The organism is Amycolatopsis sp. NBC_01480 (assembly GCF_036227205.1).
Taxonomy (GTDB): domain Bacteria; phylum Actinomycetota; class Actinomycetes; order Mycobacteriales; family Pseudonocardiaceae; genus Amycolatopsis.
The window spans coordinates 4,932,990-4,959,806 of record NZ_CP109442.1 but is presented as its reverse complement, the minus strand read 5'-3'; the positions used below and the strand labels follow the sequence as shown (position 1 = coordinate 4,959,806).

General features: G+C 71.0%; 25 protein-coding genes. 9 read left to right on the top strand and 16 right to left on the bottom strand.

Annotation, left to right across the window (positions count from 1 at the left end):
• Positions 1-33: 33 nt before the first annotated feature.
• Together OG371_RS23835 and OG371_RS23830 are read right to left on the bottom strand one after the other, a co-directional pair.
• The gene (locus tag OG371_RS23835; RefSeq protein ID WP_329072740.1) at positions 34-2,091 is read right to left on the bottom strand and encodes a recombinase family protein; all 2,058 of its coding nucleotides are present in this window, start codon (positions 2,089-2,091) and stop codon (positions 34-36) included.
• Positions 2,092-2,233: 142 nt separating this feature from the next.
• Complete coding sequence (locus OG371_RS23830; RefSeq protein WP_329073253.1) at positions 2,234-2,485, bottom strand: DUF5372 family protein; 252 nt, start codon at positions 2,483-2,485, stop codon at positions 2,234-2,236.
• 2 nt (positions 2,486-2,487) lie between these two features.
• On the opposite strand from OG371_RS23830, the gene OG371_RS23825 reads away from it, so the two are divergent.
• The 6 genes from OG371_RS23825 (at position 2,488) to OG371_RS23800 (ending at position 11,231) form a co-directional block, all read left to right on the top strand.
• Positions 2,488-3,768, top strand: a complete 1,281-nt coding sequence (locus tag OG371_RS23825; RefSeq protein WP_329072739.1) for a PrgI family protein — start codon at positions 2,488-2,490, stop codon at positions 3,766-3,768.
• A 7-nt stretch (positions 3,769-3,775) separates the two neighbouring features.
• Complete coding sequence (locus tag OG371_RS23820; protein WP_329072737.1) at positions 3,776-5,728, top strand: VirB4 family type IV secretion system protein; 1,953 nt, start codon at positions 3,776-3,778, stop codon at positions 5,726-5,728.
• 67 nt (positions 5,729-5,795) lie between these two features.
• Complete coding sequence (locus tag OG371_RS23815) at positions 5,796-8,354, top strand: type IV secretory system conjugative DNA transfer family protein (protein WP_329072735.1); 2,559 nt, start codon at positions 5,796-5,798, stop codon at positions 8,352-8,354.
• A gap of 133 nt (positions 8,355-8,487) precedes the next feature.
• Positions 8,488-9,582 (top strand): replication-relaxation family protein, encoded by a 1,095-nt coding sequence (locus OG371_RS23810; protein WP_329072733.1) that lies wholly within the window; start codon positions 8,488-8,490, stop codon positions 9,580-9,582.
• An 85-nt stretch (positions 9,583-9,667) separates the two neighbouring features.
• The gene (locus OG371_RS23805) at positions 9,668-10,654 is read left to right on the top strand and encodes a C40 family peptidase (RefSeq protein WP_329072731.1); all 987 of its coding nucleotides are present in this window, start codon (positions 9,668-9,670) and stop codon (positions 10,652-10,654) included.
• Between the two features lie 247 nt (positions 10,655-10,901).
• Complete coding sequence (locus OG371_RS23800) at positions 10,902-11,231, top strand: hypothetical protein (protein WP_329072729.1); 330 nt, start codon at positions 10,902-10,904, stop codon at positions 11,229-11,231.
• Between the two features lie 329 nt (positions 11,232-11,560).
• Here OG371_RS23800 and OG371_RS23795 read toward each other — a convergent pair whose 3' ends face one another.
• Together OG371_RS23795 and OG371_RS23790 are read right to left on the bottom strand one after the other, a co-directional pair.
• Complete coding sequence (locus OG371_RS23795) at positions 11,561-12,409, bottom strand: hypothetical protein (protein WP_329072727.1); 849 nt, start codon at positions 12,407-12,409, stop codon at positions 11,561-11,563.
• A gap of 53 nt (positions 12,410-12,462) precedes the next feature.
• Complete coding sequence (locus OG371_RS23790) at positions 12,463-13,095, bottom strand: hypothetical protein (RefSeq protein ID WP_329072725.1); 633 nt, start codon at positions 13,093-13,095, stop codon at positions 12,463-12,465.
• Between the two features lie 854 nt (positions 13,096-13,949).
• On the opposite strand from OG371_RS23790, the gene OG371_RS23785 reads away from it, so the two are divergent.
• Both OG371_RS23785 and OG371_RS23780 read left to right on the top strand, forming a co-directional pair.
• Positions 13,950-14,885 (top strand): hypothetical protein, encoded by a 936-nt coding sequence (locus OG371_RS23785; protein WP_329072723.1) that lies wholly within the window; start codon positions 13,950-13,952, stop codon positions 14,883-14,885.
• A 111-nt stretch (positions 14,886-14,996) separates the two neighbouring features.
• The gene (locus OG371_RS23780; RefSeq protein WP_329072721.1) at positions 14,997-15,197 is read left to right on the top strand and encodes a hypothetical protein; all 201 of its coding nucleotides are present in this window, start codon (positions 14,997-14,999) and stop codon (positions 15,195-15,197) included.
• 472 nt (positions 15,198-15,669) lie between these two features.
• On the opposite strand, the gene OG371_RS23775 is transcribed toward OG371_RS23780, so the two are convergent.
• Complete coding sequence (locus OG371_RS23775) at positions 15,670-16,143, bottom strand: hypothetical protein (protein ID WP_329072720.1); 474 nt, start codon at positions 16,141-16,143, stop codon at positions 15,670-15,672.
• 150 nt (positions 16,144-16,293) lie between these two features.
• Here OG371_RS23775 and OG371_RS23770 point away from each other — a divergent pair, with 150 nt between their 5' ends.
• On the top strand, positions 16,294-19,095 hold the full coding sequence (locus OG371_RS23770) for an AfsR/SARP family transcriptional regulator (RefSeq protein WP_329072718.1): 2,802 nt from the start codon (positions 16,294-16,296) through the stop codon (positions 19,093-19,095).
• Positions 19,096-19,305: 210 nt separating this feature from the next.
• Here the strand turns inward: OG371_RS23770 and OG371_RS23765 are convergent, their stop codons facing one another.
• The 11 genes from OG371_RS23765 to OG371_RS23715 all read right to left on the bottom strand — a co-directional run bounded on the left by OG371_RS23765 (position 19,306) and on the right by OG371_RS23715 (position 26,805).
• On the bottom strand, positions 19,306-19,656 hold the full coding sequence (locus OG371_RS23765) for a hypothetical protein (RefSeq protein ID WP_329072716.1): 351 nt from the start codon (positions 19,654-19,656) through the stop codon (positions 19,306-19,308).
• Between the two features lie 326 nt (positions 19,657-19,982).
• Entirely contained in the window at positions 19,983-20,555 is a 573-nt protein-coding gene (locus OG371_RS23760; protein WP_329072713.1) for a hypothetical protein, read from the bottom strand.
• Positions 20,552-21,061, bottom strand: a complete 510-nt coding sequence (locus tag OG371_RS23755) for an RNA polymerase sigma factor (protein ID WP_329072711.1) — start codon at positions 21,059-21,061, stop codon at positions 20,552-20,554. The genes OG371_RS23760 and OG371_RS23755 overlap by 4 nt, the downstream gene beginning before the upstream one ends.
• 295 nt (positions 21,062-21,356) lie before the next feature.
• Positions 21,357-22,121 carry a hypothetical protein gene (locus OG371_RS23750; RefSeq protein WP_329072709.1) on the bottom strand — a complete coding sequence of 255 codons (765 nt, stop codon included), beginning with the start codon at positions 22,119-22,121 and terminating at the stop codon, positions 21,357-21,359.
• A gap of 87 nt (positions 22,122-22,208) precedes the next feature.
• A complete protein-coding gene (locus tag OG371_RS23745; protein ID WP_329072708.1) occupies positions 22,209-22,553 on the bottom strand; it encodes a hypothetical protein in 345 nt (114 codons plus the stop codon).
• Positions 22,550-22,909 carry a hypothetical protein gene (locus OG371_RS23740; protein WP_329072705.1) on the bottom strand — a complete coding sequence of 120 codons (360 nt, stop codon included), beginning with the start codon at positions 22,907-22,909 and terminating at the stop codon, positions 22,550-22,552. The genes OG371_RS23745 and OG371_RS23740 overlap by 4 nt, the downstream gene beginning before the upstream one ends.
• A gap of 26 nt (positions 22,910-22,935) precedes the next feature.
• Complete coding sequence (locus OG371_RS23735; protein WP_329072703.1) at positions 22,936-23,745, bottom strand: hypothetical protein; 810 nt, start codon at positions 23,743-23,745, stop codon at positions 22,936-22,938.
• The gene (locus tag OG371_RS23730) at positions 23,742-24,233 is read right to left on the bottom strand and encodes a hypothetical protein (protein WP_329072701.1); all 492 of its coding nucleotides are present in this window, start codon (positions 24,231-24,233) and stop codon (positions 23,742-23,744) included. The genes OG371_RS23735 and OG371_RS23730 overlap by 4 nt, the downstream gene beginning before the upstream one ends.
• A gap of 10 nt (positions 24,234-24,243) precedes the next feature.
• Positions 24,244-24,450: a hypothetical protein gene (locus tag OG371_RS23725; RefSeq protein ID WP_329072699.1), complete on the bottom strand. Its 207-nt coding sequence runs from the start codon at positions 24,448-24,450 to the stop codon at positions 24,244-24,246.
• Between the two features lie 186 nt (positions 24,451-24,636).
• Entirely contained in the window at positions 24,637-24,927 is a 291-nt protein-coding gene (locus OG371_RS23720; protein ID WP_329072697.1) for a hypothetical protein, read from the bottom strand.
• A 126-nt stretch (positions 24,928-25,053) separates the two neighbouring features.
• Positions 25,054-26,805, bottom strand: a complete 1,752-nt coding sequence (locus OG371_RS23715; RefSeq protein WP_329072695.1) for a VWA domain-containing protein — start codon at positions 26,803-26,805, stop codon at positions 25,054-25,056.
• Between the last annotated feature and the right edge of the window lie 12 nt (positions 26,806-26,817).

The window sequence follows — 26,817 nt, the reverse complement described above, 5'->3', positions numbered from 1 at the left end:
ATGACCTCTCCTGTGCGTGTGCCGACGGTCGTTTCATACTGCCTCTCCTGCGGTTGTTGGGGTGGTTCGTGTGACGCGGAACGAGTTCGCGACCTGCTGCCGGTAGAGCTCTTGTGTGGCCTCGTCCCAGGGGATGCACCAGCGTCCGGCGGCGCCGCGGCGGGCGGGCAGCTGTCCTTTCCGGATCCAGTTGCCGACCGCTTTGGGCGCGACGCCCAACTGCGCGGCGGCCTGGGCGATGCTGACTTCGCCCTCGCGGACCGCCGCGGTGCGAGGCGCGGGAATGCCGTAGGTGTCGCGGACCCGGGCAACGGCGGCAGTGTCCCAGGGACGTCCCTTGCCCGTGGTCAGGCCAGCGGCGTTGAGCTCCGCGGCGAGCTGCTCGCTGGTGCGTGTCGCGCCATGCCGGCGGATGATCTCCAACGCGGTGGCCGGGGTGCGACCGGGGCCTTTGCGATTGACGGTGACCTCGTCGATGGCGCCGGTGTGCCAGCGCACCCCGATCCGGGCCTCGCGGGGATCGTCGGTGGGCAGCAGGGTGACGTCGGCGATGAGGGTGCGCAGCAGCCGTTTGCGGTCACGCGGGCTGGTGTCCGGGTCGTCCCACAACCGCGGCAGATCCGCCGCCAACGCCTCCAACGTCGAGCGGGGCGGCAACGGTGGCTTGGCTGCCCGCGCGGTCTCCAGCGCCGCCTCCGCCTCGGCCACCGCGGCGAGCTTGACTTCCCAGCGGGATTCCAGGCTCCGTGCCACCAACCGGTTCTCCGGCTCCACCTGACTGAACGCGCGTTCGGCGCGGTCGGCCTCGTAGCGGGCGCGTTCGACCGTGAGTTCAGCGGCCCGGTGCGAGCGGACGTGCCGCTCGGTGACCTCGTCCGCCACTGCCAGCGCGGCCGTGATCTGTTCCGGGGTCACCGCCTTGAGCAGCAACTCCGAGACGATCGCGTCCACCGTGGAGGCGGTCACCGAGCGGCAGCGCGCGGTCTTGGCCTGGTCGCGGGCGCTGACGCACTCGTAGTGCACGTAGTGCCGGGCGCCGTAGCGGGTGCCCATCCGCGAACCGCAGCCGCCGCAGTAGACGATGCCCTGACACAACGCGATGCCCTCGCGCGGCGGACGGGCACCGGCGTTGGTCTGGTTCGCCGCGAGCTTGGCCTCGTTGTCCAGGTACTGCTGCCAGCTGATGTAGCCCTCGTGGTGGTCCTGGATCAGCACCGTCCACTCGTCCCTGGCACGGGTGCGGCGTGCCGAGCGCACCGTGCCATCCGGCTGGACACGGCGTTTGTCGTAGCTGCGACCGTAGGTGTAGGCCCCGGCGTAGGCGGGGTTCTTCAAGGCTTGCAGTACCCGGTAGTGGCCGAGCTTGCCCCACTTCAACCGCCCCGCCCACGCGCCGCCGTAGGCGCGTTGCGGGAACAACCTACCGGTCTCGGCGAACGCCTTGACCACCCCGAACGCCGACCCGGTGCGGGCGAACTCGGCGAACAGATCCTCCACCGCGGTGCGGACCTGCTCATCCGGGTCGATCACGACCTGGCCGTCGAGGTCGTAGACGAACCCGACCGCCAGCTTCGCGCGCAACTCGCCGCGGTGCGCGGCCGCGAGCTTCGCGCCGTGCAACCGGCCGGCCAGCACATGAAGCTCGGCCTCCGACATGCTTCCCTTGAGCCCCAACAACAAACGGTCGTTGACGTCGCCCAGGTCGTAGACCCCGTCGCCGTCGATCAGGAGCGTGTCGGTCAACCGGGCCAGTTCCAGCAGCCGCGCGAACTCGGCCGACGAGCGCGCCAGCCGCGAGACCTCCAGCCCGAAGATCGCGCCAACCTCGCCCAGACACACCCGGGAGATCAGCTCGCGAAACCCGTCGCGTTCCGACCCGAAGCGGCCGGACACGCCGAGGTCGGCGTCGACGACGAGAACCTGCTCGGCGGTCCAGCCGAGTTCGACCGCCACCGTGGACAGGCCGTACTGGCGGGCGGTCGACTCGCCATGCTCGCGGACCTGCATCAGCGTCGACTGCCGCACATACACCACCGCGCTGCGCGACCGGTGATCCGTGGTGATCTTCGACGAGCCGTTCACCGGTGCCACCGCCGCGACTGTCCTTGCGCAGCAACGATTCGACCATGTTCGCCACGGCCATCACCGCCTCGCCAGACCAGGCCGCGGCCACCACGCCCCATCCCCGGCCCGGTCGAGCCGTCGTTGTCGAGTGCACGCACCATCAAGATCATCATTCACCCACCTGGGTGGTGCCTGAACGGCGACCCGCCACCGCGTCGACCACCTCGCGCAACGCCGTCAGCCCGTCGGCCGATAGCCGCTGATCACCAGCCGGCGCGCCGCGATCGGTCCACTCCTGCCGCAGCGTCGCTCGCTGCTTGCCGTCGACCTCACACACGAACCACAGCCCGCGCCGCGTCCGCCGCTCGAACAACACCGGCAGATCCCGGCCACACAACGGATGAAAGGGATGGGTAACCACCAATGAGCTACCACGATTCCCGAACGAACGTGTCGTATGCGGTTCGTATCCCCGCCGATGTCGATCGCCCGGACCGGGTCCTCGGGCCGCTGACCGCCCGGCAACTAGGGATCCTCGGCGTCGCCGGGCTGCTGCTCTACGGCCTCTACGCGGCAAGCCGCGCCGTACTGCCGCTGCCGGTGTTCCTGATCGTCGCGGTCCCGGCCGGGATCGCGGCCACCGTGCTGGCACTGGGCCGGCGCGACGGACTCCCGCTGGACACGCTCGCCCTCGCCGCGATCCGCCAGCACCTGTCCCCGCGCCACCGCGTCTCCGCCCCCGACGGCGTCCGCGCGGCCCCGGCCTGGCTGACCGCCCAGCACCCCGACACGCGAGGCGGCCGCGGGCACCCCGCCGGGGCCGAGCCGGTATCGCCGGCCCCGCTGGAACTCCCGGCCCACGGTGTGGCCGACACCGGCGCGCCGGCCGGGATCGTCGACCTCGGCGGCGACGGCCTCGCGGTCATCGCCGTCTGCTCCACCGTCAACTTCTCGCTGCGCACACCGGGAGAGCAAGAAGCACTTGTCGCCTCGTTTGCCCGGTATCTGCACAGCCTGACCGCGCCCGTGCAGTTCCTCGTGCGGGCCGAACGGCTCGACCTCGCGCCGCAGATCGCCGAGCTGCGGGCCCGCGCCGGCGGGCTCCCGCACCCCGCGCTGGAGGCCGCGGCCCGCGATCACGCGGACTTCCTCGCCGAGCTCACCGCCCAGTCGGATCTGCTGCGCCGGCAGGTGCTGCTCGTGCTGCACGAACCCCTGCGCACCAGCCCGGCACCCGCCACAGCGATCAGGCTGCCGTGGCGGCGCGGCCGCAGCGACGAGCACACCGTGGACGAGCGGGTGCGGCAGGCCGCGGAGCAACGGCTCGTCCGCCGCCTCGGCGAAGCCACCGAACTGCTCTCCCCCGCCGGGATCGTCGTGACCCCGCTCGATGCCGCGGCCGCGACCGGGGTGCTGGCCGCGGCGTGCAACCCCGACACGTTCCTGCCGCCCTCGGCCGGGCTGGCCGCCGCCGACGAGGTCGTCACCGCCACCACCACCTTCACCGACCTCTACGACCCCGAACCCGCAGCGGCTGCGCACCCGCGCCGCGCCCCGGCCACGCGCCGCTCCCCCGGCCCTGCGGATCGCGGCCCCGAGCCCTCCCGCGCCGAGGCGCCGCGATCCGGCCGCCCGCAGGCGGCGGGGCCGTGGCTGTCCGACGACGAGGACTGGGACTACGACGACGAGATCGAAAGCAGGTAGACCTCCCATGGCACGCACCAGAAACCACGCCGCCGCGGGCCGGTCCGGGTCGGCCGGGGCGTTCACCCCCGACTCGTTGTCGGTATCCGCCCGGCACCTGGAAGTCGGCAACGAGTTCGTTGCCTCGTTCGGTGTGACCGGCTATCCGCAGGAGGTCTACCCCGGCTGGCTCGCCCCGCTGCTGACCTACCCCGCGCGCCTCGACGTGTCCGTGCACGTCCAGCCCGTCGACCCGGCCACCGCCGCCAAGGGTCTGCGCACCCAACGCGGCAAACTCGAATCGTCCCGCCGGCATAACGCCCGGCATGACCGGCTCGACGACCCGGACCTCGACGCCGCCGCCGCCGACGCCGCCGACCTGTCCCGGCGCATCGCCCGCGGCGACGGGAAACTCTTCAAATTCGGCCTCTACCTGACCGTGCACGCACCGGACGAAACCTCGCTCGCCGAGGAGGTCTCGGCGCTGCGGTCACTGTGCGCGTCACTCTTGTTGGACGCGAAACCCGCGACCTACCGGGCGCTGCAAGGCTGGGTGTCCACCCTGCCACTCGGGCTGGACCCGCTCGGGTTGAAACGGACGTTCGACACCGCCGCGGTCTCCGCCGCCTATCCCTTCACCTCACCGGACCTGCCCCCGACCGCCCCTGCCACCCCGGCCCCGCCCGGGGTCCTCTACGGCTACAACATCGGCTCCGCCGGGTTGGTGCACTGGGACCGGTTCGCGTGCGACAACTACAACTCCGTCGTACTGGGCCGCTCCGGGGCAGGCAAGTCGTACTTGGTCAAGCTCGAGCTGCTGCGCAGCCTCTACCGCACCCTCGGCGACGACGAGAACGGGTGGGCCGCGGGCGGGGTGCAGGTGTTCGTCGTCGACCCCGAGGACGAGTACGCCCGCCTGGCTGCCCAGGTCGGCGGCACCTACGTGCACCTCGGTGCGGGCGGGGTCAGGGTGAACCCGTTCGACCTGCCCGTGCACACCGACGCCCACGGCCGCCGCACCGCCCCACGCGACGCGCTCCGCCGGCGCAGCCTGTTCCTGCACACCGTCCTCGCGGTGCTCTTCGGCGCGGAGGTCACCGGCGCCGAGCGGGCCGTGCTCGACACCGCGATCACCGCCACCTACGCGGCTGTGGGCATCACCGGCGACGCCCGCACCTGGACCCGCCCGGCGCCGCTGCTGCGTGACCTGCGCGACGTCCTCGCCGCCTCCGGCGACAGAGGTGACGCGGTGGCCGCCGACCTGGCCGCCCGGCTGCACCCGTTCGTCGACGGGTCGTTCGCCGATCTCTTCGACGGGCCCACCGCTGCGGCCCCGGACGGGCACCTGGTCGTGTTCTCCCTGCGGGATCTGCCCGACGAGCTGCGGGCGATCGGCACCCTGCTCGTGCTCGACACCGTCTGGCGGCGCGTCTCGAACCCCGCCCACCGGCAGCCCCGGCTGGTGGTGGTCGACGAGGCGTGGCTGCTGATGCAGCAACCCGCAGGCGCGAAGTTCCTGTGGCGGATGGCCAAAGCCGCCCGTAAACACTGGTGCGGTCTCACCGTCGCCACCCAGGACACCGCCGACGTGCTCAGCAGCGACCTGGGCAAAGCCATCGTCAGCAACGCCGCCACCCAGGTGCTGCTGCGCCAGGCGCCGCAAGCCATCGACGAGATCGCCGAGACCTTCGACCTGTCCGCCGGCGAGCGGCAGTTCCTGCTGTCGGCCGACCGGGGCCAGGGTCTCTTGTCCTCGGGGACACAGCGGGTGGCGTTCCAGTCGCTGGCCTCGCCCACCGAGAACTTCCTGATCACGACTGACCCCGCCGAACTCGCCCGATTCGCCGAAGCAGACCCGGACGCCACCGACAGCGGCCTCGCCGACGCCTACCTCGACCTCGGGTCTGCCGGGGACACCGAGACGGAGCCCGACGATGACGGGCTCGACGACACCGGACACCTCGACCTCGGCCCCGCGTGACCCGGCTCCGCGCTCGCTCTCGAATTTTTCCTTGTCTCGCAAGAGTTTCCCGAAAGGGAGGTCCACCATGGCTTCGCGCGACGCGGCATCGCCGGTGATGCAGAACTGGGTGAGTGACTACCTGCGCGACCCCGGCAGCGCCACCGCCACCCTGCTCACCGCCCTGCGCGAGTGGGCGCTGGGGTGGGGACCGGTCGCCGCCGTGGCCCTGGCCGTGGCGCTGGCGGGCGGGGTCGCGGCACACCGCTGGTGGCGGACCCGCCGACATGCCGCGCTGCTGGTCGGTGCCCGCCGGATCACCGTGCTCGCCCCACCCACCGTGGATCCCGCCGGCGGCGTCGCGGTCTGGTCCAACCTCGTCGGATTGCTGCGCCCGGCCTGGCGGCGGTGGTGGGCCGGGCAGCCGCATCTGGCGATGGAGTACGTGTTTGGCGAGCATGGCGTCTCCGTGCAGTTCTGGGTCCCCGGCGTCATCCCACCCAGCTTGGTGGAGCGGGCGATCGAGGCCGCCTGGCCCGGCTCCCACACCCGCACCAGCCCCGCCACCTCCCCGTTCCCCGATCCAGGGTCCGGGCGCCGGCGGATCACGGTCGGCGGGCAGCTGCGCCTGGCCCGCCCGGAGGCGCTGCCGATCCGCACGAGCTTCGACGCGGACCCGATCCGGGGGCTCCTGGGCGCCCCGGTCGGCCTCGGCCGGGACGAGCGCGCCTGCGTGCAGATCCTCGCCCGCCCGGTCACCGGCGCCCGGGTCGCCCGGGCCCGCCGCGCGGCCCGCCGGGTGCACCAGGGCTCCCCGGGCCGGCTCGGTGGGCGGATCCTGGACGCGGTCACGCCGGGTGCGCACGCCGGTCTCCGGGGCCGGACCCCGGACTCGCGGCGGATCAGCCAGGACCCGCAGCTGTCGCTGGAATATTCCGCCCAGAACAAGGCGATCGTGGGCAAACAGCGCGGCTCCCAGTACGAGACCGTCGTGCGCTACGCCGTGGCCACCGAGCTGCCCGCCAACGTCCCCGACGACCTGGCCCGGCGGGCCCGGGACACCGCACGTGGGCGGGCACACGCGCTGGCCGCCGCGTTCGCCGCCTACACCGACCACAACCACTACACCCGCACCCGTCTACGCCGGCCCGCCCACGCGCTCGCCGGCCGGCGCCTCGAGCGCGGGGACCTGCTCTCGGTGCCCGAGCTGGCGGTGCTCGCGCACCTGCCCACCGACCCGGACATCCCCGGCGTCGAACGCGCCGGAGCCAAAGCCGTCGCCCCGCCACCCGGGGTCGCGACACCGGGACCGGAGGTCAAACCGCTGGGCCAGTCCGACACCGGCCACGCCCGCCCGGTCGGGCTGCGGGTCGCCGACGCACGCCACCACCTGCATGTGCTCGGCGCCACCGGCAGCGGGAAGTCAACCCTGCTGGGCACCATGATCCTCGACGACGCCGAGAACCACCGCGGTGTCGTCCTGATCGACCCGAAAGGCGATCTGGTCACCGACGTCCTCAACCGGCTGCCGCGCTCGGCCGCGGACCGCGTGGTGCTGTTCGACGCCGACTCCCGGCACCGCCCGCCCATCCTGAATCCGTTGGAGGGCGGGGACACCGACCGGGAGGTCGACAACCTCGTCTCGGTGTTCCGCAGGGTGTATTCGGCGTTCTGGGGTCCGCGCACCGACGACCTCATGCGCGCCGCCTGCCTGACCCTGCGGGCGCAAGAAGGTGTCCCGACCCTGGCCGATCTGCCGAAATTGCTCGTCAGTGAGGCGTTCCGGTCCCGCATCACCGCCGGGCTCGCCGACCCGGTGCTGCGCGGGTTCTGGGAGTGGTACGACGACCTCACCGACAGCTCCCGCTCCCAGGTCATCTCCCCGCTGATGAACAAACTGCGGGCGTTCCTGCTGCGGCCCTTCGTCAAGGAAGCCATCGCCGGCGGACGCTCCACAGTGGACATGTCCCAGGTCCTGGACGAGGGCGGCATCTGCCTGGTCCGCATCCCCAAAGGCTCCCTCGGCGAGGAGACCACACGGCTGGTCGGGTCCCTGGTCGTGGCCCGAACCTGGCAGGCCACCACCGCCCGCGCCCGCGTCCCGCAACGCGAGCGTCCCGACGCGAGCCTGGTGGTCGACGAATGCCACAACTTCCTGAACCTGCCCTACCCGCTCGAAGACATGCTCGCCGAAGCCCGGGGATTCCGCGTGTCGATGACGCTCGCGCACCAGCACCTCGGGCAACTGTCCCGCGAGCTGAAGGAAGGCATCTCCACCAACGCCCGCTCGAAAATCTTCTTCTCCGCCAGCCCCGAAGACGCCCGCGAACTCGCCCGCCACACCGCACCCCGGCTCTCCGACCACGACCTGTCCCACCTCGGCGTCTACCACACCGCGACCCGGCTGGTCGTGCACGGCGAGGAAACCGAACCCTTCACCATGACCACCACGCCCATGCGCGACCCGATTCCCGGACGGGCACGGGAAATCCGGGCCGCGCTCCGCGCCCGGCGCCGCGCGCACAACACCGCCGCCGGTGACACCGCAGCGGCGACTCGCGCCACCGCGACCCGGACCGCGCCGACCGCGCGCCGGGTTCCGCCGGCCCGGCCGCCCAAGACCGATCCCCGCCGCACCCGCCGCTGACCCGCCGCCCGACGCGGTATTCCGCCGCGCCACAAGAAAAACAGCCGCAGCCGCCGGTTCCACCCGGGGCGGAGCCGGACTGTCCACAGCACTTGTCCACACCCCTGTTGACACCTCGCCAGAGGAGCGTCCGTTGATCACCACCATCACCCGCCAGCACAGCCTGCGCGGCCACCTCCCCGGCCGCCACACCGCCCGCGCCGCCGGCTCGGTCGAGCACCAGGCCATGCTCGCCGCCCGCCTGACCGTCCGCGACAAGTGGCTCCTGGCCCTGCTGCACGAGCACCGGGTCCTGACCACCGCCCAGATCCAGGATGTGGCCTTCCCCTCCGGGCGCTCAGCGCGGCAGCGGCTGCGCGACCTGTACCTCTGGCGCGCGGTGTCCCGGTTCCAGCCGTTCCAGCAGCTCGGCTCCGCACCCATGCACTACGTCCTGGGCCCCGCCGGCGCCGCCGTCCTCGCCGCCGAGTACGGCCTCGAGGTCACAGAACTGGGCTACCGGCACGACCGCGCCATGGGCATCGCCCACAACCAGCGCCTCGCCCACACCGTCGGTGTGAACGACTTCTTCACCTCGCTGATCGCCCGCGCTCGCCGCACCCTGCCGCCCCAGGCGGAGGCGGTGGTGGTGTGGTGGTCGGAATCCCGCTGTGCCCGGCATTTCGGTGACCTCGTCATCCCCGATAGCTACGGCCGCTGGCGCACCCGCCACCGCACCGGCGGCGTCCGGGAGGTGGAGTGGTTCCTCGAGTTCGACACCGGCACCGAGTCCCTGACCAAGGTCGGGCGCAAGCTCGCCGGTTACGCCCGGCTGGCCGAGTCGACCGGCATCGCCACCCCGGTGCTGGTGTGGCTGCCCAGCACCCGCCGCGAAGCCGGCGCCCGCACCGCCCTCGCCCGCGTCCACGCCGGCCTCGACCACCCCCGGACGGTGCCGGTGGCCACCGCCGCGGCCGACCTGCTCGACCCCGCCGCGCCGTATCCGAGCCCGGCCGAGGCGGTGTGGCTGCCGCTGACCTCGGCGCGCGCCGACCGCGCCGGCCCGCGCTACCGCCTCGCCGACCTCGCCGACGCCTGGCCCGGCCTGCCACCGCCCGCCGACCCTGCCGCGCCCGACGACGGTCAGAGCGACGGCGAGGCCGCCGCGGCCACGCCGTACCGGCTGCCACCGCCGAGTCCGATCCCTCCACCGGCCACCCCCAACCGGGTCGCCCGCGGCGAGCACTGACAACCGGGGCCTTCTTCTCCGCCCACACCCAGGAACTCCCCCGTCCGGCCCCGGCCCTTCACTGCGAAAGGAGAGCGATCCCACCATGGGAAGCAAACTCGGCGCCAGCGTCGCCGCCCTGGTCCTCGCTATTCCGCTGCTGATCGGCGCCGGTGTCGCCGGCATCATCAGGCCTCTCTTCGGCAGCAGCGCCGCGGCAGGTGCCCTGACCTGCACGCCCGACGGCACACCGACCGGCACCGTCGTCGGCCTGACCGCCGAGCAAATGGGCAACGCCGCCATCATCGTCGCGGTCGGCAAGCAGAGGGGCGTACCCGAGGCAGGCTGGGTGATCGCGATTGCCGCCGCGATGCAGGAATCCGGGCTGCGCAACCTGTACTACGGCGACCGCGACTCACTCGGGCTGTTCCAGCAACGGCCCTCGATGGGCTGGGGCACCCCGCACCAAGTCGCCACCCCGACCTACGCGGCGGCAAAGTTCTTCGAACACCTCACCGCCACACCGAACTGGCAGACGATGAGCGTCAACGACGCCGCACAAGCAGTCCAGGGCTCGGGATTCCCGAACGCCTACGCCCAGCACGAAAACGCCGCCCGCGCGATCGTTGCGGCCGTGGCCGGGGTCCGCTGCCAACCCGCACCCGCGACGACCGGGACCGGGGACTGCACCAACATCCAGACCGCGACCGCCGCCGCGATGACCGCGATCAACTACGCCTGCGGGCAACGGGGACTGCCGTACGTGTGGGGCGGCAACGGGGCACAAGACGGTGGCTTCGACTGCTCCGGACTCACCACCGCCGCCTACGCCGCCGCCGGCCTCGCCCTGCCCCGCACCGCTGACGCGCAGTACCGTGCCGGCCCGCGCGTCCCCGCCGGCCAGCCCCTGCTCCCGGGTGACTTGGTCTTCTTCGGGACCGAACAGCACGTCCACCATGTGGGTCTCTACCTGGGTGCGGGTCTGATGATCGACGCGCCTGATGTCGATCAAGTGATCAAGATTGAGCCGTATCTCTGGGCAGGAGCGGACTTCCTCTCAGGGACCAGACCGACGTCAGAGCCAGCGCCATGAGACCCGTATATAGGCTCCCCCAGGCCGACACCTGGATAGCTGGCACTATGGACCGGTGACTCACGAGCCAGGCACCGGGCACCACGCGCAGCTCGTCGAATGGTTGTCCATGCACGTCCAGCTTTACCGCTCGTCCAGGGGCCCAGCCGGCTGGTCATACTGCTGCACCGAGGAGCTCGTACTTGCCCTCGGCCGCTGGGGTTTCCCGTCGCCTCTGCCACCTGGCCGAGCCCGCGGGACAGAACGAATGTGCTACTCCAACGCGTCCGGCTACAGCGAAACGCACGGCCTAACCTACGTCGAAGGCTACGGTCTGACCGAAGGCGGCTTCGGCTGCGCGCATGCATGGTGCGTCGACGAACACGGCAACGTCCATGACCCGACCTGGCCTGACGGACTCGGCATCGCTTATCTGGGGATCCCTTTCTCCGTCAACTACATCCGCGAGTTCACCGAGAGACTCGGCAACGCCTGCCTCCTGCACGACGCCCATCTCGACGGACACCGCATCCTCCGCGAGGGCCTGCCCGTCGACGCGATCCTGCCCATCGGTGATCCAGTAGCCACACTCGCATAAGCCAGCCCTGCAGCGCCGCCGTAGCACGATCACGCGGCCGGTAGCTCACTCCTGTCCGCGGTGCGTGCTTGCCCGCGCAGCTGACGGTCGATACCGAGCAGGAAATCGCGCGCCCGACGGGCGCCCCTGCTGTCCGGTGACCTCGTCTATTGTCGCTCGCCCTCGCGCATCCGGCATGTGGGACGCTGCAGAGGAAACGGGAAATCGCAACGCGTCAGACATCCACTGATCCGTGCGAAATCGACAACGACCGCTATCCCGGAGACGATCACGTTGGAAGCGCCCCGCACACTGATAGCGTGAGAGCGGCTTGATATGTGCACACGACATCACGGTTGATGGACCGGGAGCAGGTCCTGTGGTGATGTGGTCTCCGACGAGGACGATTCCGGCCGCCACGCGCGGGCGACGGATTGGTCGGCGAACATGCCGACGACCCGGGGGTCGGAGTCGGCGCGGTCCTGCAGGCGCACCACCCAGCCTCGCACGCGGTCATCGCCCGGAGGCTCCTCGGAAGTCGGTGTGGGAATCGCGGCCGGGCCGGGTGGAATGAGGTCGCACACGTGGGCGCGGTGCACATTGGCCAGGTCCAGGGTGCGGGTGACGTCGTGCCAGAACAGCGCGGCGTCCAGCGCGCTGTCGAACGGGCCGTAGCAGATCGGGCCGTTCGAGGTGTCCAGCAGGACCACGGCAGGGACGGGTGCCTCCGGGGTTGCGGCGGGCGTGCGGGCAGCGCCGAGAGCGCTGGCACGGACCGGCAGCAGGCGGCACTCGGCCGGACGGCCCCGGCCGGGCGCCAACGCGTCGGCCAGCCATCGGCGTGCCTGCGCACCGTCGAACGGTCCCACCGCGAAAGCGGCGCGCACCTCGGGGGTCGGCACCGTGACCAACGCGATGACGCACTCGTCGCGGGCGGTGGCCTCCGGGGTGCCGTTCTCCAGGACCGCCATGACTTCGTCGGGCAGCGTGAACACCTCGCCCCCGGTGGTGTTGTGTGTCAGCACCGGTTCCGCGTCGGGAGGGAACAGGGCCACGGCGCGGGTAGCGGCGACGTCCGGATCGGTGACACCGTGCCAATCCGCGCACAAGCGCGCGTCCGCACGTGTGCCGAAGACGCCGTGCGCGACGACACCGTCCTGCAGGGAAACAGTCAAAGCGATAAACGAACCACGGGTCATGTCGAATTACTCCTTCTCCTGACGGTTGCTATCGGCGCAGCACGTTGACCCGGTCACCGCCGAGCAGCGGCGCGTTCTCCGGTCCGGCGAGGTGCGGGTCGATCCAAATAGGACGGTGACCGTTTCGGCTGGCGTACCATTGATTGCGCCAATGTCCTCGCGCGAACCCAGCGATGCCGGTACTCACGTGTCGATGCCGTGGTCTCGCTATGGTCGGATGGCTCGGTGCGGGCGCGAGGCAGGTCGATGTAGCGGACGCCCGGGTCGGCGCCGGGGGTGTCGCGGGCCATGCGAGGACGGGCCGCGCGCGGCGCGGTGAGGTCTTCGGACCGGGCGATGGTCTGCCCCATCAGCAGCCAGGTGGCCAGGATCGTGCGGTCCAGGCTCAGGCTCGCCTCGGCCAGCCGCAGGCTGTTGCCGTCGAGCCCGGTTGTGATATCACCGGGCCAGCCGTGCATGTCGGTGTACTCCATCGGGGTGAGCCCGGACCAGTCGTAGCCGTGGGGCGGGGTGAACGACGGTGGAGCCGGGGCGCGGCGCAGGTTGGGCAACGGCCTGGACAGGAGGAAGTCGAACCCTTCCTCGGTCGTCAGCGGGACGTCGGGGTGGGTTTCCGGGCGCGTCACGGCGCGTTCGCCCCGCCGGATCGCCTCGTCGCGGGAAAGCGTCGCCAGGAGCCGCCCCATGGGGGGCGACCGTGCGGGACGGGCGTCGCCATCGGTGGCCCCACAGGCCGCCGCGTCCCGGCCCCCAGAACACGACGCTCACGCCGTCATGATGATCGACCGGGCTGGCCACGGGCGGCTCGGCGTAGACCATCATGCCGACCGGGGCGGGCAGGTCTCCGGGATGCAATCGGTACTCGGTCAGCGTGGTCACGGCGTGGCGTGCGAGTTCGGTCATGCCGCTGGAGACGTAGAACAGTTCGGCGGCCGGGAGCTGCGCGGCCAGCGTGCCCGCGATGATGGCGGCCACATCATCGGAGCGGTCGAACACTCGTGTTTCCGTCGCGGAATCGGGTTGCGGGCCGAGGAAGAACTGCAACCAGTTCGCCGCCCCATCGGGACCGGGATCTCGCGTCCACGCGGTCATACGCGCGCGAATCTCGGGCACGTCGTGTGCGGTCACAGAAATGGGCATGACGAAGCAGCTTTCAGAATAGGTAAGAGGAAAAGGTAAGCGCCGAGGGCGGGGCCGGCGGCGGAACCGCGGTTTACGGAAGTCTTGGTCTACAGGAGACAACATCCTTCTCGGAAATCGGTTGGCGTGGTTCGTGCCATGACAGCTCTATGGACGCTCCGTGCACGCGGCGATGTCAAGCCACGTATGGGTTGTCACTGATATTGCCGTTTCGCGATAGCAGCAGATTCGCGCTAGATCCACACGAGACAGGTGTCTTGTTTGACGAATCACTTGACATCGGCGCGGTGACGAAGCGTCCATAGACGTGCAGCCCGAACCACCGGATGCGCACCGGCGGGCCCGACGCCCCGGCCGGGGCAGGACCCTTTCCATTCCGCACTAGCACACGGAGTTCGTCATGTCCCGCAAGAACCGCACCACCCGCACCGCCACAGCCACCGACGGCGACCACTGCCTACACGCCGTGGCCGACGTCCCCGGCCAGCCGAACGCACCGAGCGCGGAGGACAAAGTGTGGGAAGCGCTGCGCGACGGTCCCGGGTCCACTACCGCCACAGTGGCGATGTCCGCCGGAGTCGGCCGTTCGACCGCCGCGAAGATCCTCGTCCGTTGGGAGCGCGACGGCACCGCCATCCGCACCGCAGGTGACGGCCCGCGCAATCCCGATACCTGGGCGTTCGCCCCGTCGGACAGTGGCGCAGCCACACCCGACACCGAAGACTCACTGCCGGACGCGACCGCGACGCCCAGCGACGACGACCCGACCGACCACCCAAGCGGCACCCCTGACAGCACGACCGAGGACCCGGGGATAGCCGAGGACCCGGCCGCCGACGTCGACGACACGACCACCGAGGACACCACGGCGGTGCAGGAGGTCACCACCGGATCAGAAGCCGACGACTCCGACGCCGACAGCACCACCACAGCCACCATCGACGAGGCCGCCCCATCTGCCGAAACCGACGACACCACCCCGCTGCCCGACACCGCACCGGTTGATCCGATGGACCACGCGACCGAGACCGCGCCGTCTCCGGCAGAGCCGCCTGCGGTCGCCGACCCCACCGGTTCCGCCAGTGCGGACACGGACCGACTGCCCAAGGGCGGCCTGCGGGCCTTGGTGGAGGAGTACCTGACCGACCACCCGGGCGAGGACTTCGGGCCCGCCAAGATCGGCAAGGACCTGAGCCGGTCGGGCGGTGCGGTCAACAACGCGTGCGAGAAGCTCGTCGCCGACGGGTACGCGATCAAAACCTGCGAGGCGCCGAAACGATTCGCCATCAACCCGGACAAGACCGACGTCCCGGAAACGGCCGGAGACACCGAATAGCAACAACTCAGCCTGCCCGCGCAGGGTCGCTCGCCACAATTCCGAGGCGCGGCCCTACGCGCGGGTTTCTCCGTCGATTGAGCCCGAAAATGCAGCTCGGGGAGGAAGCCCATGCCAGGAATGAGTGCGTGCCGCCGCAACCGTGGCGCGTTCAAGGTTGATGGCGATCACTTCGACGACGGATTTTGCCGTGCCTACGGCTTCAAGCGCGGTTACGGCCGTGCCCATAACGGCAAGACCGGGGGACGAATTCGGCGTCGGCTCATCCGCCGTCGCGAAACCATCAACTGGCGCCGTGGCAACGGTGCTTGATCGCTGCCGCGAGTCAGCTGATCGAGACATTCCAATGCGCGTGGATCACCCACGCCGCCCTGGGCGATGGTGGCCGTGAAGGGACCCGCCGCACCGTCCGACGCGGCCACGGCCCCACCCCGCCGCCACACCAGCCATGCCCCGGTCACGGGCGATGATCAGCAGGCAGCCTGCCGAGGAGCGGGAGGCTGGCGGTGGGCCGGTGGCACCGGACGCTCATGGCCCGACCGGGCAACGGATCGGCGCCGCAGCAGCAGGTACACGGTGATCACGGTCCGGGCCCAGGCTGTGCCGCGTGCCGCGGCGGCGAGGATCGTCGGTGGCCCGGAGTACCCGTTGACCTGCGGAACCACGTAAGTGACATCCAGCGAGCCCAGCGGGAGGCCGATGCGGCCCGCTGTTCCGGTTCGACCATCGCCGACGCGGGGGCGCGACGCGAACCCATGCGGGGTCGTGCCGCGCCCTGGCGTTCTCAGCGGGTGATCGGTGTCCAGCCTTGGGCGTAGACGTTGCCGGTGTGGCTGCTGGTGACCTCGCCGACCGCCTGGAAGGTGTAGCCCCCGGACAGGCCGTCCAGCGTGCCGGTCCAGCATCGGGTCTGGCCCGGGTTGACGAGGCCGTTGCCGCTGCCGCAGTCGATCGTGCTCACCTGGACGCCGTTGCGGAACCGGTAGAGGCTGGCTTGCCCCCATGAGCTGGCGTTGAGGGGCGAGTAGAAGCGCACGAACGCCCAGTAGTGGTACGCGGCGTCGCGGCAGAGCTGGCTCTTCCCGATCTCGGTCCCGTCCGAGAGTCCCTTCACCGGCGCGGACGCCACGACGACGCCGTAGCCGGTCGCGGTCTGGCAGTCCGGTGCGGCGGCGCTCGCCGACCCGCCCGCCACGACCAGGCCGGCCGTGACCGCGAGCGCACCCGCTGCTGCTGCCAGGATCTTCTTGACCACCATCTGTCATCCCTTTCGCCTTGCACGAGAGTCCGGGTTCGCCCGGGACGACCACGGTGCTGCGTCGATCGTGTACATCGCTTGCACGGTTTCTGCATTCCGCTGGTGGCTGTGCCACGCTGAGGCGGGGTTGAGCGGTTTGGGGGGATTCGGGTGACTGTCCTCGTGCGCGTGCTGGGAGAGCTGTCCGTGGTAGCGGAGGGGCAGCCGGTGGGGCTGGGGCCGGCCAGGCAGCGGTGCGCGCTGGCGGCACTCGCGGTCGACGCGGGCCAGGTGGTGCCCGCCGACCGTCTTGTCCATCGGGTGTGGGGTACCCAGGTTCCTCGGCGGGGGCGCGCCACGCTGCACAGCTACATCTCGCGGCTACGCCAGGCCTTGCGTGGTGTGACCGGGGTGGCGATCGTCCGAAGACCCGGCGGCTACCTGCTCGACACGCAGGGAACGGTGATCGACCTGCACCGTTTCCGCGACCTGCGCAGCCGCGCGCACGCCGAGCCCGCCGACGAGCCGGCCGCGCGGCTGCTGACCGAGGCGCTGGAGCTGTGGTGCGGGGAACCGCTCACGGGCATCGACGGCGAGTGGGCCCGCACCCAGCGCGACCTGTTCGCGCGCGAACGGCTGGCCGCCGAGCACGAGCTGACCGAGGCCCGGCTCAACCTCGGCCACGGCCGGGACCTGCTGGCGGACCTGGCCGCGCGCGCCGTGGAACACCCGCTGGACGAGGGCGTGGCCAGCCAGTACCTACGGGCCCTGCACCAGGCAGGACGCAGGGCGGAAGCGTTGGAGCACTACGGCCGGACCCGGCGCCAGCTCGTCGAGGAGCTGGGCATCGAACCCGGCGCAGCCCTGGTCGAGGAGCATCGGCGGCTCCTCGCAACCGCGCCCGCGACGGCCCCCGACCCGGTGCCCGGCGCTGGGGCCGCCGCTGGCCCTGGTACGGCGACCCCCAGGCAGCTCCCGGCCGCGCCTGGGGTGTTCGCCGGGCGCCGCGCCGAACTGGACCGGCTGGACGAGGTGCTCGGCCGCCCCGGTGGTGGCTCGGTCGCCGTCGCCGCCATCACCGGGCCGGGCGGCATCGGCAAGACGTGGCTGGCGCTGCGGTGGGCGCATCGGCATGCCCACCGGTTCCCCGACGGTCAGCTGTTCGTCGACCTGCGCGGCTACGGTCCGGACGGCACGCCGATGGATCCGCCGGACGCGGTCCGCGGCTTCCTCGACGCTCTCTGCGCCAAGCCCGGCCGCGTCCCCCTCGACCCGAACGCCAGGGCCGCGTTGTTCCGCAGCACGATCGCCGGGAAGCGGATGCTGCTCGTGCTGGACAACGCGGCCGACAGCGCCCAGGTTGCGGGGCTGCTGCCCGGCAGCGGAGGGTGCGCCGTCCTGGTGACCAGCCGCAACCAACTCTCCGGCCTGGTCACCAGGCACGGCGCGCATCCGCTGCGCCTCGACCCGCTGTCCGCGGCCGAAGCCCGCGCCGTGTTCGTCGGCCGGTTCGGCGAGGCCCGGGTGACCGGGCAAGCGCCCGCTGCCGAGGAACTCGCCGCCCTGTGTGGCGGGTACCCGCTGGCGCTGGGGATCGTCGCCGGTCACGCCCAGGCACGCCCCCAGCTCCCGCTGGGGGCGCTGGTCGCTCAGTTGCGGGGGCAGGGGCTGCGGGCGTTCGACGACGGAGACCCGGCCGCCAGCCTCCCCGCGGTGCTGTCGTGGTCGCACCGGGCCCTCAAGGCCGAGCAGGTCACCGCGTTCGCGCTGCTCGGCGTGGCCCCGGGACCGGACACCGGCCTGCCGGCCGCCGCGAGCCTGCTCGGCCTGCCCCGCGACGAAACCGCGACGCTGCTGCGCCAGCTGGAACAAGCTTCGCTGCTCGATCACGGCACCGACGGCCGCTACCGGATGCACGACCTGGTCCGCCAGCACGCTCGCGACACCGCCACTGCGATTCCCGAGAGGGTCCGCGCCGCCGCCCTGAGCCGGGTGACCGACTTCTACCTGCACACCGCTCACGCCGCCGACCGCCGCCTCAACCCGCACCGCGATCCGGTCCTGCTCGACGAGCCCGCGCACGGCACCCACCTCGACCCGCCGGTCAGCGACGAGATCGCGATGGCGTGGTTCGACAGCGAACACCGGTGCCTGCTGGCCGCCCAGGAACAGGCCGCCGCCCGCGGCCAGCACCGGGTCGTGTGGAACCTCGCGTGGGCGCTGGAGCCATTCCACCGCCGACGCGGGCACCTGCACAGCAGGCTCACCGTGTGGCAGACCGCCCTGGACGCCGCCGCGCACTTGCCCGACCCGGCCGCGCACATCCTCACCCACCGCCTGATCGGCCGCGCCCACTCCGACCTCACGCAGCACGACAAGGCGATCAACCACCTGCACCAGTCGCTCACGCTGGCCGAACACCACCACGACCGCGTCAACCAGGCCCACACCCACCGCACACTCGCCGCCGCCTGGGCACAACTAGGCAACGACCGCAAGGCCCGCGACCACGCCGAACGAGCGCTGCACATGTGCCACGCCCTCGACGACCCGGTGTGGGAAGCACGCGCCCACAACGCCGTGGGCTGGTACGCCGCCCAACTCGGCGAGCACGACCAAGCCCGCGCACACTGCGAGCAAGCCCTCACCCTGTTTCGCCGCAACGAAGACCCCGAAGGCAAAGCAACCACCTTGGACAGCCTCGGCTACATCGAGCACGCCGCCGGCCACCACACCCGCGCCATCACCCACTACCGCAACGCGCTCACGATCTTTCGCGACCTCGGCGCGACCTACCAACTGGCCGACACACTCGACCGCCTCGGCCAGCTCCACACAACCCTCAGCCAGCACGACCTCGCCCACGCCGCCTGGCAGGAAGCCCTCACCCTCTACCACCACCAATCCCGCCACCACGACGCCACCCGCACCGAACGCAACCTCAACAGCCGCCACCGGAACCGCCCGGACTGAAGACACGCGAAGACGGTCACCGGGTTCATTGCCCACCGCCATGGCCGGCCCAGCCGTCGCGCCGGCCTCGAGCAGTAGTGATCTGGGTCGACAAGCGCCGTGGCCGGCCCTCCGCCTTTCGAGGAGGACCAGCCACGGCATTGCTTTTTCATCACCGGCGACGATCTTTTTTTCACTTATCCATAGCTGGCTACAGTCCAGCCGGATTGCTTACATGGCGTGATAGACCTGAAGGGCCACCAGGTCGTCATTCCATTCATCGCCGACGTAGTACAGGGGCAGCGCGAAAGTGCCGTAGTGCTCATGCTCGTCGTTGATCCGGACACGGTTACAGTTGTTGAATCCCTGTATCGACGACACATTGATCTCGACCTGTACGTAGTTGACGAGGTGATAGCCGGCGAAGTCGCAGGGGCCGGCGGTGCCAACGAAGTCATAGATCGGGCCGCCGTAGCCGGCGTCCTTGTACTCGCGGAGCAGGAGGGTGTCCGTCTGCGCGGAAGACGTACCGTTGGCGCTAACTCCACCTGCCTTCTTGGACTGAGCCAGAGCGTCCTCCATGGTGGTCGAGCATCTCATCGGGCCAACCACGACGGAGTTTCCGTTCTTGTCGAACTCTCCGCTTACGACGGTCACGCAGTGCGAGGCGCCCTGCGCAGACTCAGTCGCCGCGGACGCAACCGCACCCGAGCTCACGGTAAGTCCGGCCGCAAGAACAAGCGCACCGATGAGCGGAACAAATGCGCGTGAACAGGTAGGCAAAATTCCTCCCAAAAATTGGATACCTTCGGGAAGAAACCTTGTCATCGGAATGGAAAAGTATCGAGAACCAACCGAGTGAGACCCAAGTCACAAAAGATTTCGTAATTTTGGCTAACGCCTAAATTCTAGATTTTCGCGACGGACAGGCCCATCGCAGCGCAAGTTGTGGCGTCTCCGGGGAACACGCCGACCGCGCCGACCGCGGCTCGGTCGATGCTGACGGCGTCGGAGGTCAGGACGCACGGGACGAGCGGCGGCACGACCCGGGGCAATCCGGGCTTCTGCCACTGGTAGTAGTCCTCGGTCCACGCGGTGGCGCAGTACGACATGATGTGGGCTGCGGTATCACCGCGACCGTTGGCGCTGCTGCCGCTGACGCCCACGGCGACGTGCTGGCCGTCCGCGCTGCTGGTGATGTCCGCGGTCTCGTAACAGTAGGCGATCTCACGTTCGGTCGGCGCCGCGGTGGTGACCTGTCCTGGTGCGGCTGGAGACACCGTCTGCGGGCCGCCGCGCGTCAACAGCGCGGCCGCGCCGAGCCCGACCAGGACCACAGCAGCGGCAGCGCCGGCCAGGGCCAGTTTGGTACGTCGCCGGACCGCGCGCTCCCCCTGTGCCTCGATCGCGTCGAAATCCAGCGATACTGGCGGTTGGTCCGAGCCCACGGCGCTCGTGAGCAGCTCCCGTTCCGTCGTCATGGCAGGGCCCTTTCGTTCGGGTTGAGCGTGGTCGGGTCGTGCGACAGCAGCGTCCGCAGAGTGGCCAAGGCTCGAGCGGACTGGGACTTCACGGTCCCCTCGCTGATCCGCAGCGTTGCCGCAGTCTCGGCGACCGAGAGATCGCAGTAGAAGCGCAAGGCCAACACTGCACGTTGCCGTGGTCCTAGCTTCCCGAGCGCGGCACGGACATCGGCGCCGTCCTCAGATGCCGCATCCAGGTGTGGATGATCGGGAGGCACGGCCAGCAGTTCAGAACGGCGGTGCGGTTGACGGGAAGCGTCGATCGCCAGCCGAGCCATGACCTTGCGTGCGTAGGCCTCGATGCCGTTCAGATCCAGCCGGTGCCAGCGCTTGTACAGCCGCAGCAGCGTCACCTGGACGATGTCCTCGGCCAGACCCCAGTCCCCGCACATCAGGAACGACACCCGTTGCCACGCCGGCGCACGGTCCCTCGCCACGTCGATGAAGCTCTTCCGGTCTGCCACGTCACCACCCCTCGTCGACTACCCAATACGATGCGGAACCCCCGCAGGGTTGCATGGCTCCGAGAAATCTCTCGCAGCATGCGATGGCGGCGCGAACGAACGCGCCATGGCGGAGCCGGTTGCTGACTTGCCTCTGGTGTTGTTCTCCCGGGCCGGTTCTTCGGGGCGCAACCGCGGCAAGCTTGAACGGTCCTCGAGCTGGCAAGGCCCTTCTTGGATTCCCGAAGGGCCCCCGGTTGCCGGCGCGCAGGGCTTCGCCCGAAGCAACGGCCAGCGCGAGGGCTGCGGGGCGCTTTCATGCTGGGCTCCCCGACCGGGTTCGGTGCCCGCCGTCAGGCTCTGTCGTGGCCGGGTGCGCCTCGCCCTCGGATTTCTCCGAGGCTGCCTGGAAGGTCCACTCGTCGCCGTCGATGCGGTAGTTCCCGTCCGGGTCGGGGTCGATGCGCCGGGGCAGGTAGCCGTCGCGGCTTCGGAGGTGCTGGTGGACGTGGACCAGGGTGTCGCCGTCGAAGTAGACCTGCGGGTGGTCGTCGGGGAAGGTGTCGTGGTTGCTCGCGCTCCACACCGCGACGGCCTCGGCGATCTTCGGCCGGAACACCGGGACCCACGCCTGCCCGGGTGGGGTGTCGATCCGGGCGGGAAACCCGCTCACGGGCAGGTTGTCCGGGTCGCAGGTGACCACGGTTTCGCCTGGGCGCAGGAAATGGCGCTCGGCGTCGCGCAGCACGTCGAGCTGGTGGTAGAACCGCGCGCGGGTGCGGGTCGGGCCGGACAGGAACCAGCGGCCCAGCTCCCCGAGCGGGTAGCGGCCGTCGGCGCCGACGGTGATCTCGTGGCGCTGGCGGGCTGAGTCTCCGGTGAGCACGACCAGCAGGTCGTCTTCGAAGCGGGCCAGCGGGTACCAGTCCGGGTCGGTCGGGTACACCACGTTGAGCCACTCGCACACCGCTTCGGCGACCTCCCGGCGCAGCCGGGGCCGCACCCACACGCCGTGGTGGCGGCGGGGTTCGACGACGGCGGGAAAGCTGACCTGGTGCGGCTCGGCATGGGTGGCGGGCACGGAACTCGATCCAGTACTCGCCGGCGGCGAGGCCGGTGGCCGCGGGCGAGTCCGGGGCGGACGAGTCGGTGGCGGTGGTGGGCGTGGTCATCGCGGCGCTCCTTCGGCAGTCGTGTTCTGGTGGCCGGGGCGGGTCCAGCGGTGGACGTCGGGGTCCCAGGTGGCTGTGGTGATCAGGCGGTTGAGGTCGGGCAGGCCGGGGCCGAGCATCCAGCCGAACTCCCGGCACTCGGCCTCTCCGGGCCAGCGTCCGGTCCAGACGTCTCGGGGGCAGCGGCACGATGCGTCGTGGCCGAGCCGCTGCAGCCCGGTGGCCAGGCAGCGGGCGACGTCGCAGCCCTCGCTGTGAGCTCGTCCGATGCCGACGTGGCAGTCCGGGCAGGACGATGCCAGCGGCGTGGCGTCGATGTCGGTGGTGGCGTGTGTGGTCATGCTGTCCTCCGGGTGGTGTCGTGCTGGGTGCGGAAGAATCCGGCCCAGTGCCGGACCTCGTCCTCGAGGTGGGGGCTGGTCCGCACTTCGGGGTCGGCGAGGAGCCGGCGGTGGGCGGCGATCAGTGCCGCTCCGGCGGTGATGGCCTCGGCGAGGCGCAGGTGCAGGCACGCCCACTCCAGGCAGCGTTCGTACTCGGCGGCCAGGGGCGGGGTCCGCCCCGGGTCCGGGTCCAACGTGCGGGCGCGGGCGAACAAGGTCTCGGCTGCGGCGCAGTGCTCGGCGGCACTCAGGTGCGCCGCCCCCTCCTTGCCGTCGGCTGCGGCGGGTTCCTTCGGCGTGGTGGCGTGGGTCATGGTTCCTCCGTGGCGGCCATGCGGGGTCAGTACGAGGCCAGCACGGCGCGGACGTGGCGGTCGGTCAGCGCGGGGTGGCTGGTGTGGTCGTCGTCGGCGACGAGGATCCGCATGCCGAAGCGGGGTGGTCCGCCGTCGGGATCGGTCCACCCATAGAGGGCGGGCAGTGCTGTGAGGGCGTGGGCGGTGGTCTCGGCGGCGGGGTCCCCGTCGCGGTAGCCGAACACCTCCCACTCCAGCTCCACGGCTGCTTCATTGGCGGTGACGGCGTACCGCAGGTGCGGCGACAGCCGCTCGCGTAACTCGGCCAGCTCGGCGGGCGCCCCCGGCCCGAGCGGCAGGGTGAGGTCGGCCAGGATCTGGAGCCCGAGCTGGTGCAGGTCGTGGCGATGGGTCTCGCCCTGCAGTGGGCCGTAGCGGCGCGAGAGGGTGTCGGCGGCGTCGACACCGGTGTAGCCGCAGGTATCCGCCCGGGCGGAAACACCAGAGGGCAGTCCCCTGGCCCGGGTGCGCCGTACTCGTCCGCGCACCGACCACCGGTCCCCGCGCGGCGCCGTCCACACCGCACCCAGGTCGAAGGCGTGGGTGTAATCGGTGCCGTGGCTGGCGGGCCAGGGCCACGGCCACTCGCGGCCCCTGTGCGTGACCTCGCCGGCCTCGTCGGTCTCGGCGGCGTGAAGGAAAAGGCTTACGAGGTCGGCGAACTCGTCCGCGGTGCAGGCCTGCTCGATCTCGCCGAGCCCGTTGCAGGCGCAGGAGTCGAGGTGGATCGACCCGATCCATTCCGCGCGCGGGCCGCGCCCGAGGTAGAAGTCATGGGTGCTGGAGCGGCTCACCACGCATCTCCGGCGGGGGTCCAGAATCCGGTGACCGGATCGCGCATGAGTGGCAGCGGCACCGAGGGCGGCGCGGCCGGATTACGCAGCCACGCCAGCATGTCGGGCGGGCCGAGTGGATCGTCGCCCTCAGGAAATCGTGGATCATGCGGGTCGATCGGGTGCCATGCGACCCCGCCGCCCACAGTGACGAACACCGCCCCGGCCCCGGGAGCGAACGCAATGACCCACCTGCTCTTATGGCTGGTCAGCCACGGCCACGGCCAGCCGAGGTACCGGGGATAGCCCTGGCCGAGACGGTCGTTCTCCCAGACCTCGAGGGCGTCGGCGACGGCGGCGCGGAAGAGGTTCTCCTCGGTCGCGGTCAGGGCCAGCCGCACCGGTGGCACGGCGAGGAACATGTCGGGATAGCACTGTCCGCGCAGAGAACCGATCCACTCGGCCGTCTCGCCACGCCCCACATACAAGTCGGTGTAATTCGGCAACATCAGGGGCTCCTTATTGTGCTCGCGCATACGGGTCCCCGCTCGCGGCGGCCGGGACGCAGGCGTAGTGATCGGGTGTCGCGGCGTCGTGGTGTGCGGTGTCCTGGTCGCGCTCAGCCGCGCGGCCGAGGAGGTAGGCGAGCACGATCACCGGGGTCCACGGTCCCGGCAGCATCACCGCCAGCGCAGCCCAGGTGAGCCGTTTCGACCTGTCGTGCATGGTGTTTGCCCCTTTTGTGGGAATCGACGGGTCGTCGGGGTCACGGCTGGTGCCACGACACGGGTACGCGATCGATGCGACGTGCCCTGTCCGGGAGGCGCCGTAGTAGCCGCCGCCGTCCGTCATCGGTCGTCAGAGTGCGTCGGATGTCGTGTTCGTGGCCATGACCGGGGTTTCCCTTCTCTGTTAATGGAAAGGTGACGGGTTGGATGTCCCTCGCGTGGAGGGCGGCGCGGGTGGTGGTGTTACGGGCGTGGGCATTTCTTGGCGTGGCCGGGGTCGGTAGCGGCCGAGCGCGGCGAGTTCGGTGCCCTCGGAGATCGGCACGTCACCGCCGCAGTGCGGGCACGGGCCGAGGATCCGCAGCGTCGTCACGGTGGCGCAGGTGGTGAAGCGGTACTCGTTCTCGTCGTGGTCGGTGATCACGACGCGGAACCAGCCAATTCCCCAGCTGTCACGAACGTGGTCGTCGGTCACCGTGACCTCCCAGGGGCTGACACCGAAGACGTCGCCGACGTCGGCGGCGAGAAGAACTGCATCGGACCTGCGCTCCTGGTTGATGGGCCCGGGGGCGGGGTGCCCACCCCCGGGCGGTGGGATCGTTCAGCGGGTGGCGCGCAGGGCGGCCGTGGCGGCCTGCCCGATCGCGCGGGCGGTGGTGGTCGGGTCGGTCAGGGTGTGCACGGTGGCGCCGCTCATCGGGTCGAGCCCCGGCGTGTCGGGCGCCAGCCACAGGACCGCGCATCCGCTGTCCCGCAAGCGGTCGAGCATCCGCTGACCCGGATTCCTGGTTTCGGACTCGAAATTGCCGTCGGAGATGATCACCAGCAGGCGCGCGGCGGTCGGGCGGGACAGGTCGAGGGCGCCGTCGAGTGCGCTGATCGCGGTGTCGATGACGTGGCCACCCCAGCGCGTACGGAATTCGGTCACCTGCGCGGGAGTGGCACCGGGACGGGTGATGGGGGTGACGATGCCCGCCCCGAAGACCACGGTGGCGGTGGTGGCGGGCACGGCGGTGTAGCGGGCGGCGTGGGCGAGGATCCAGGCCGCCGAAGCCACCGGGGCAGTGAAGGCGCTCATCGAGTCGGTGACGTCGCAGATGATGCCGAGCCGTAGCGGCGGGGCGGGCACGATGGCGCGGGTGGTGCGAGTGAACGGTTCGGCGGTGGGGATCGCGCCCGCCGCGCGCTGGGCGTCGGCGGTCATCGCGCCCCGCATCCGCAACCGCCCCGGGGGCACGGCCGAGCGGGTCTTGGTGGCCGTGCGGTCACGCTGTCCGGCGGTGGTCAGTGCCCGGGCCAGGTGCCGCGCGGCGGTGTGCTCGGCAGTGCTGGGCGCACGGGTGCCCCGGACAGGGCTGGCCGTCGGGTCGTATCCGGTACCCGTTCCCCCGAACACCGTGTCCGCCGCGTTCCGGGCCCGCTGACGTGCCCGGTCATCGGCGGCCCGGGCGTTCATGGCCTGCGTGGTGGGATCGGTGGGGGCGGGTTCAGCGGCCGCCGCGCGGCTGATCGCGGCGGCGGCGCTGGTGATCGCGTTCGCCAGCGGAGACGGCGCCCCGTTCCCGTTGCTGGTGGCGTTGGGATCGGGGGTGTGGGGAGGCTGGTTGGGGTCGGTGCCCAGCGTCTCGCACCAGCGGCGCCCGAGTTCGATCATGGCCGTGGCGTTGTCGTCGGCGGTGCGGTGCGCCGCACGCCAGATCCCGCGCAGGGCCGCAAGGGTGTCGGTGCCGAGCACGTCGCGCACGACACGGGCCACGGGGGCGACTTCGCGGCGGGTGAGGATGCCCCCGTCCACCCGCGCCAGCAGCAGCGCGGCGGCCCGGGCCGCGTCGGGCGCGGTCATCTGCGGTGCGGCGGCGGGATTGCTGGCCTGGGTGTCGGCGAGGATCAGGTTGGTGGCGCTGGCACGGAGCCAGTACCGGTCGCCCGGGCGGCGGCGTACCTGAGCCGCTTCCATCCGGGTCTCTTCCAGCAGGTTCGCCGCTGCGGCGGCGCCCGGGGGCGCGTCGTCGGGCGCACGCCACACGGAATGCTTGGCGTGGCCGCATTCGTGGGTGAGCAATCCCCACGCGGTGCGGTAGCGCTTGCGGTCCCCGACCCGGTGCGGGGCCACGGTGGCGGGGTCGACCCCGGGGGCCAGGTGGGCCCCGTCGACCTCGATGGTGGCGAGGTCCGGGAAGAAACAGGCCGGCGCCCCGTGCCCCGCCCCCGGGGACACGGTGACCACGAGGTCGTCGCGGTCGGCGATGGCGGGCACCTCGTCGCCGAACGCGGCGGACAGGGCCAGCCATCCCGGGGCGGCCGGGAACACGGCGGTCGGTGCGGCGGCGGGTAGTGCAATGTGCGCAGTCATCGTGTATGTCCT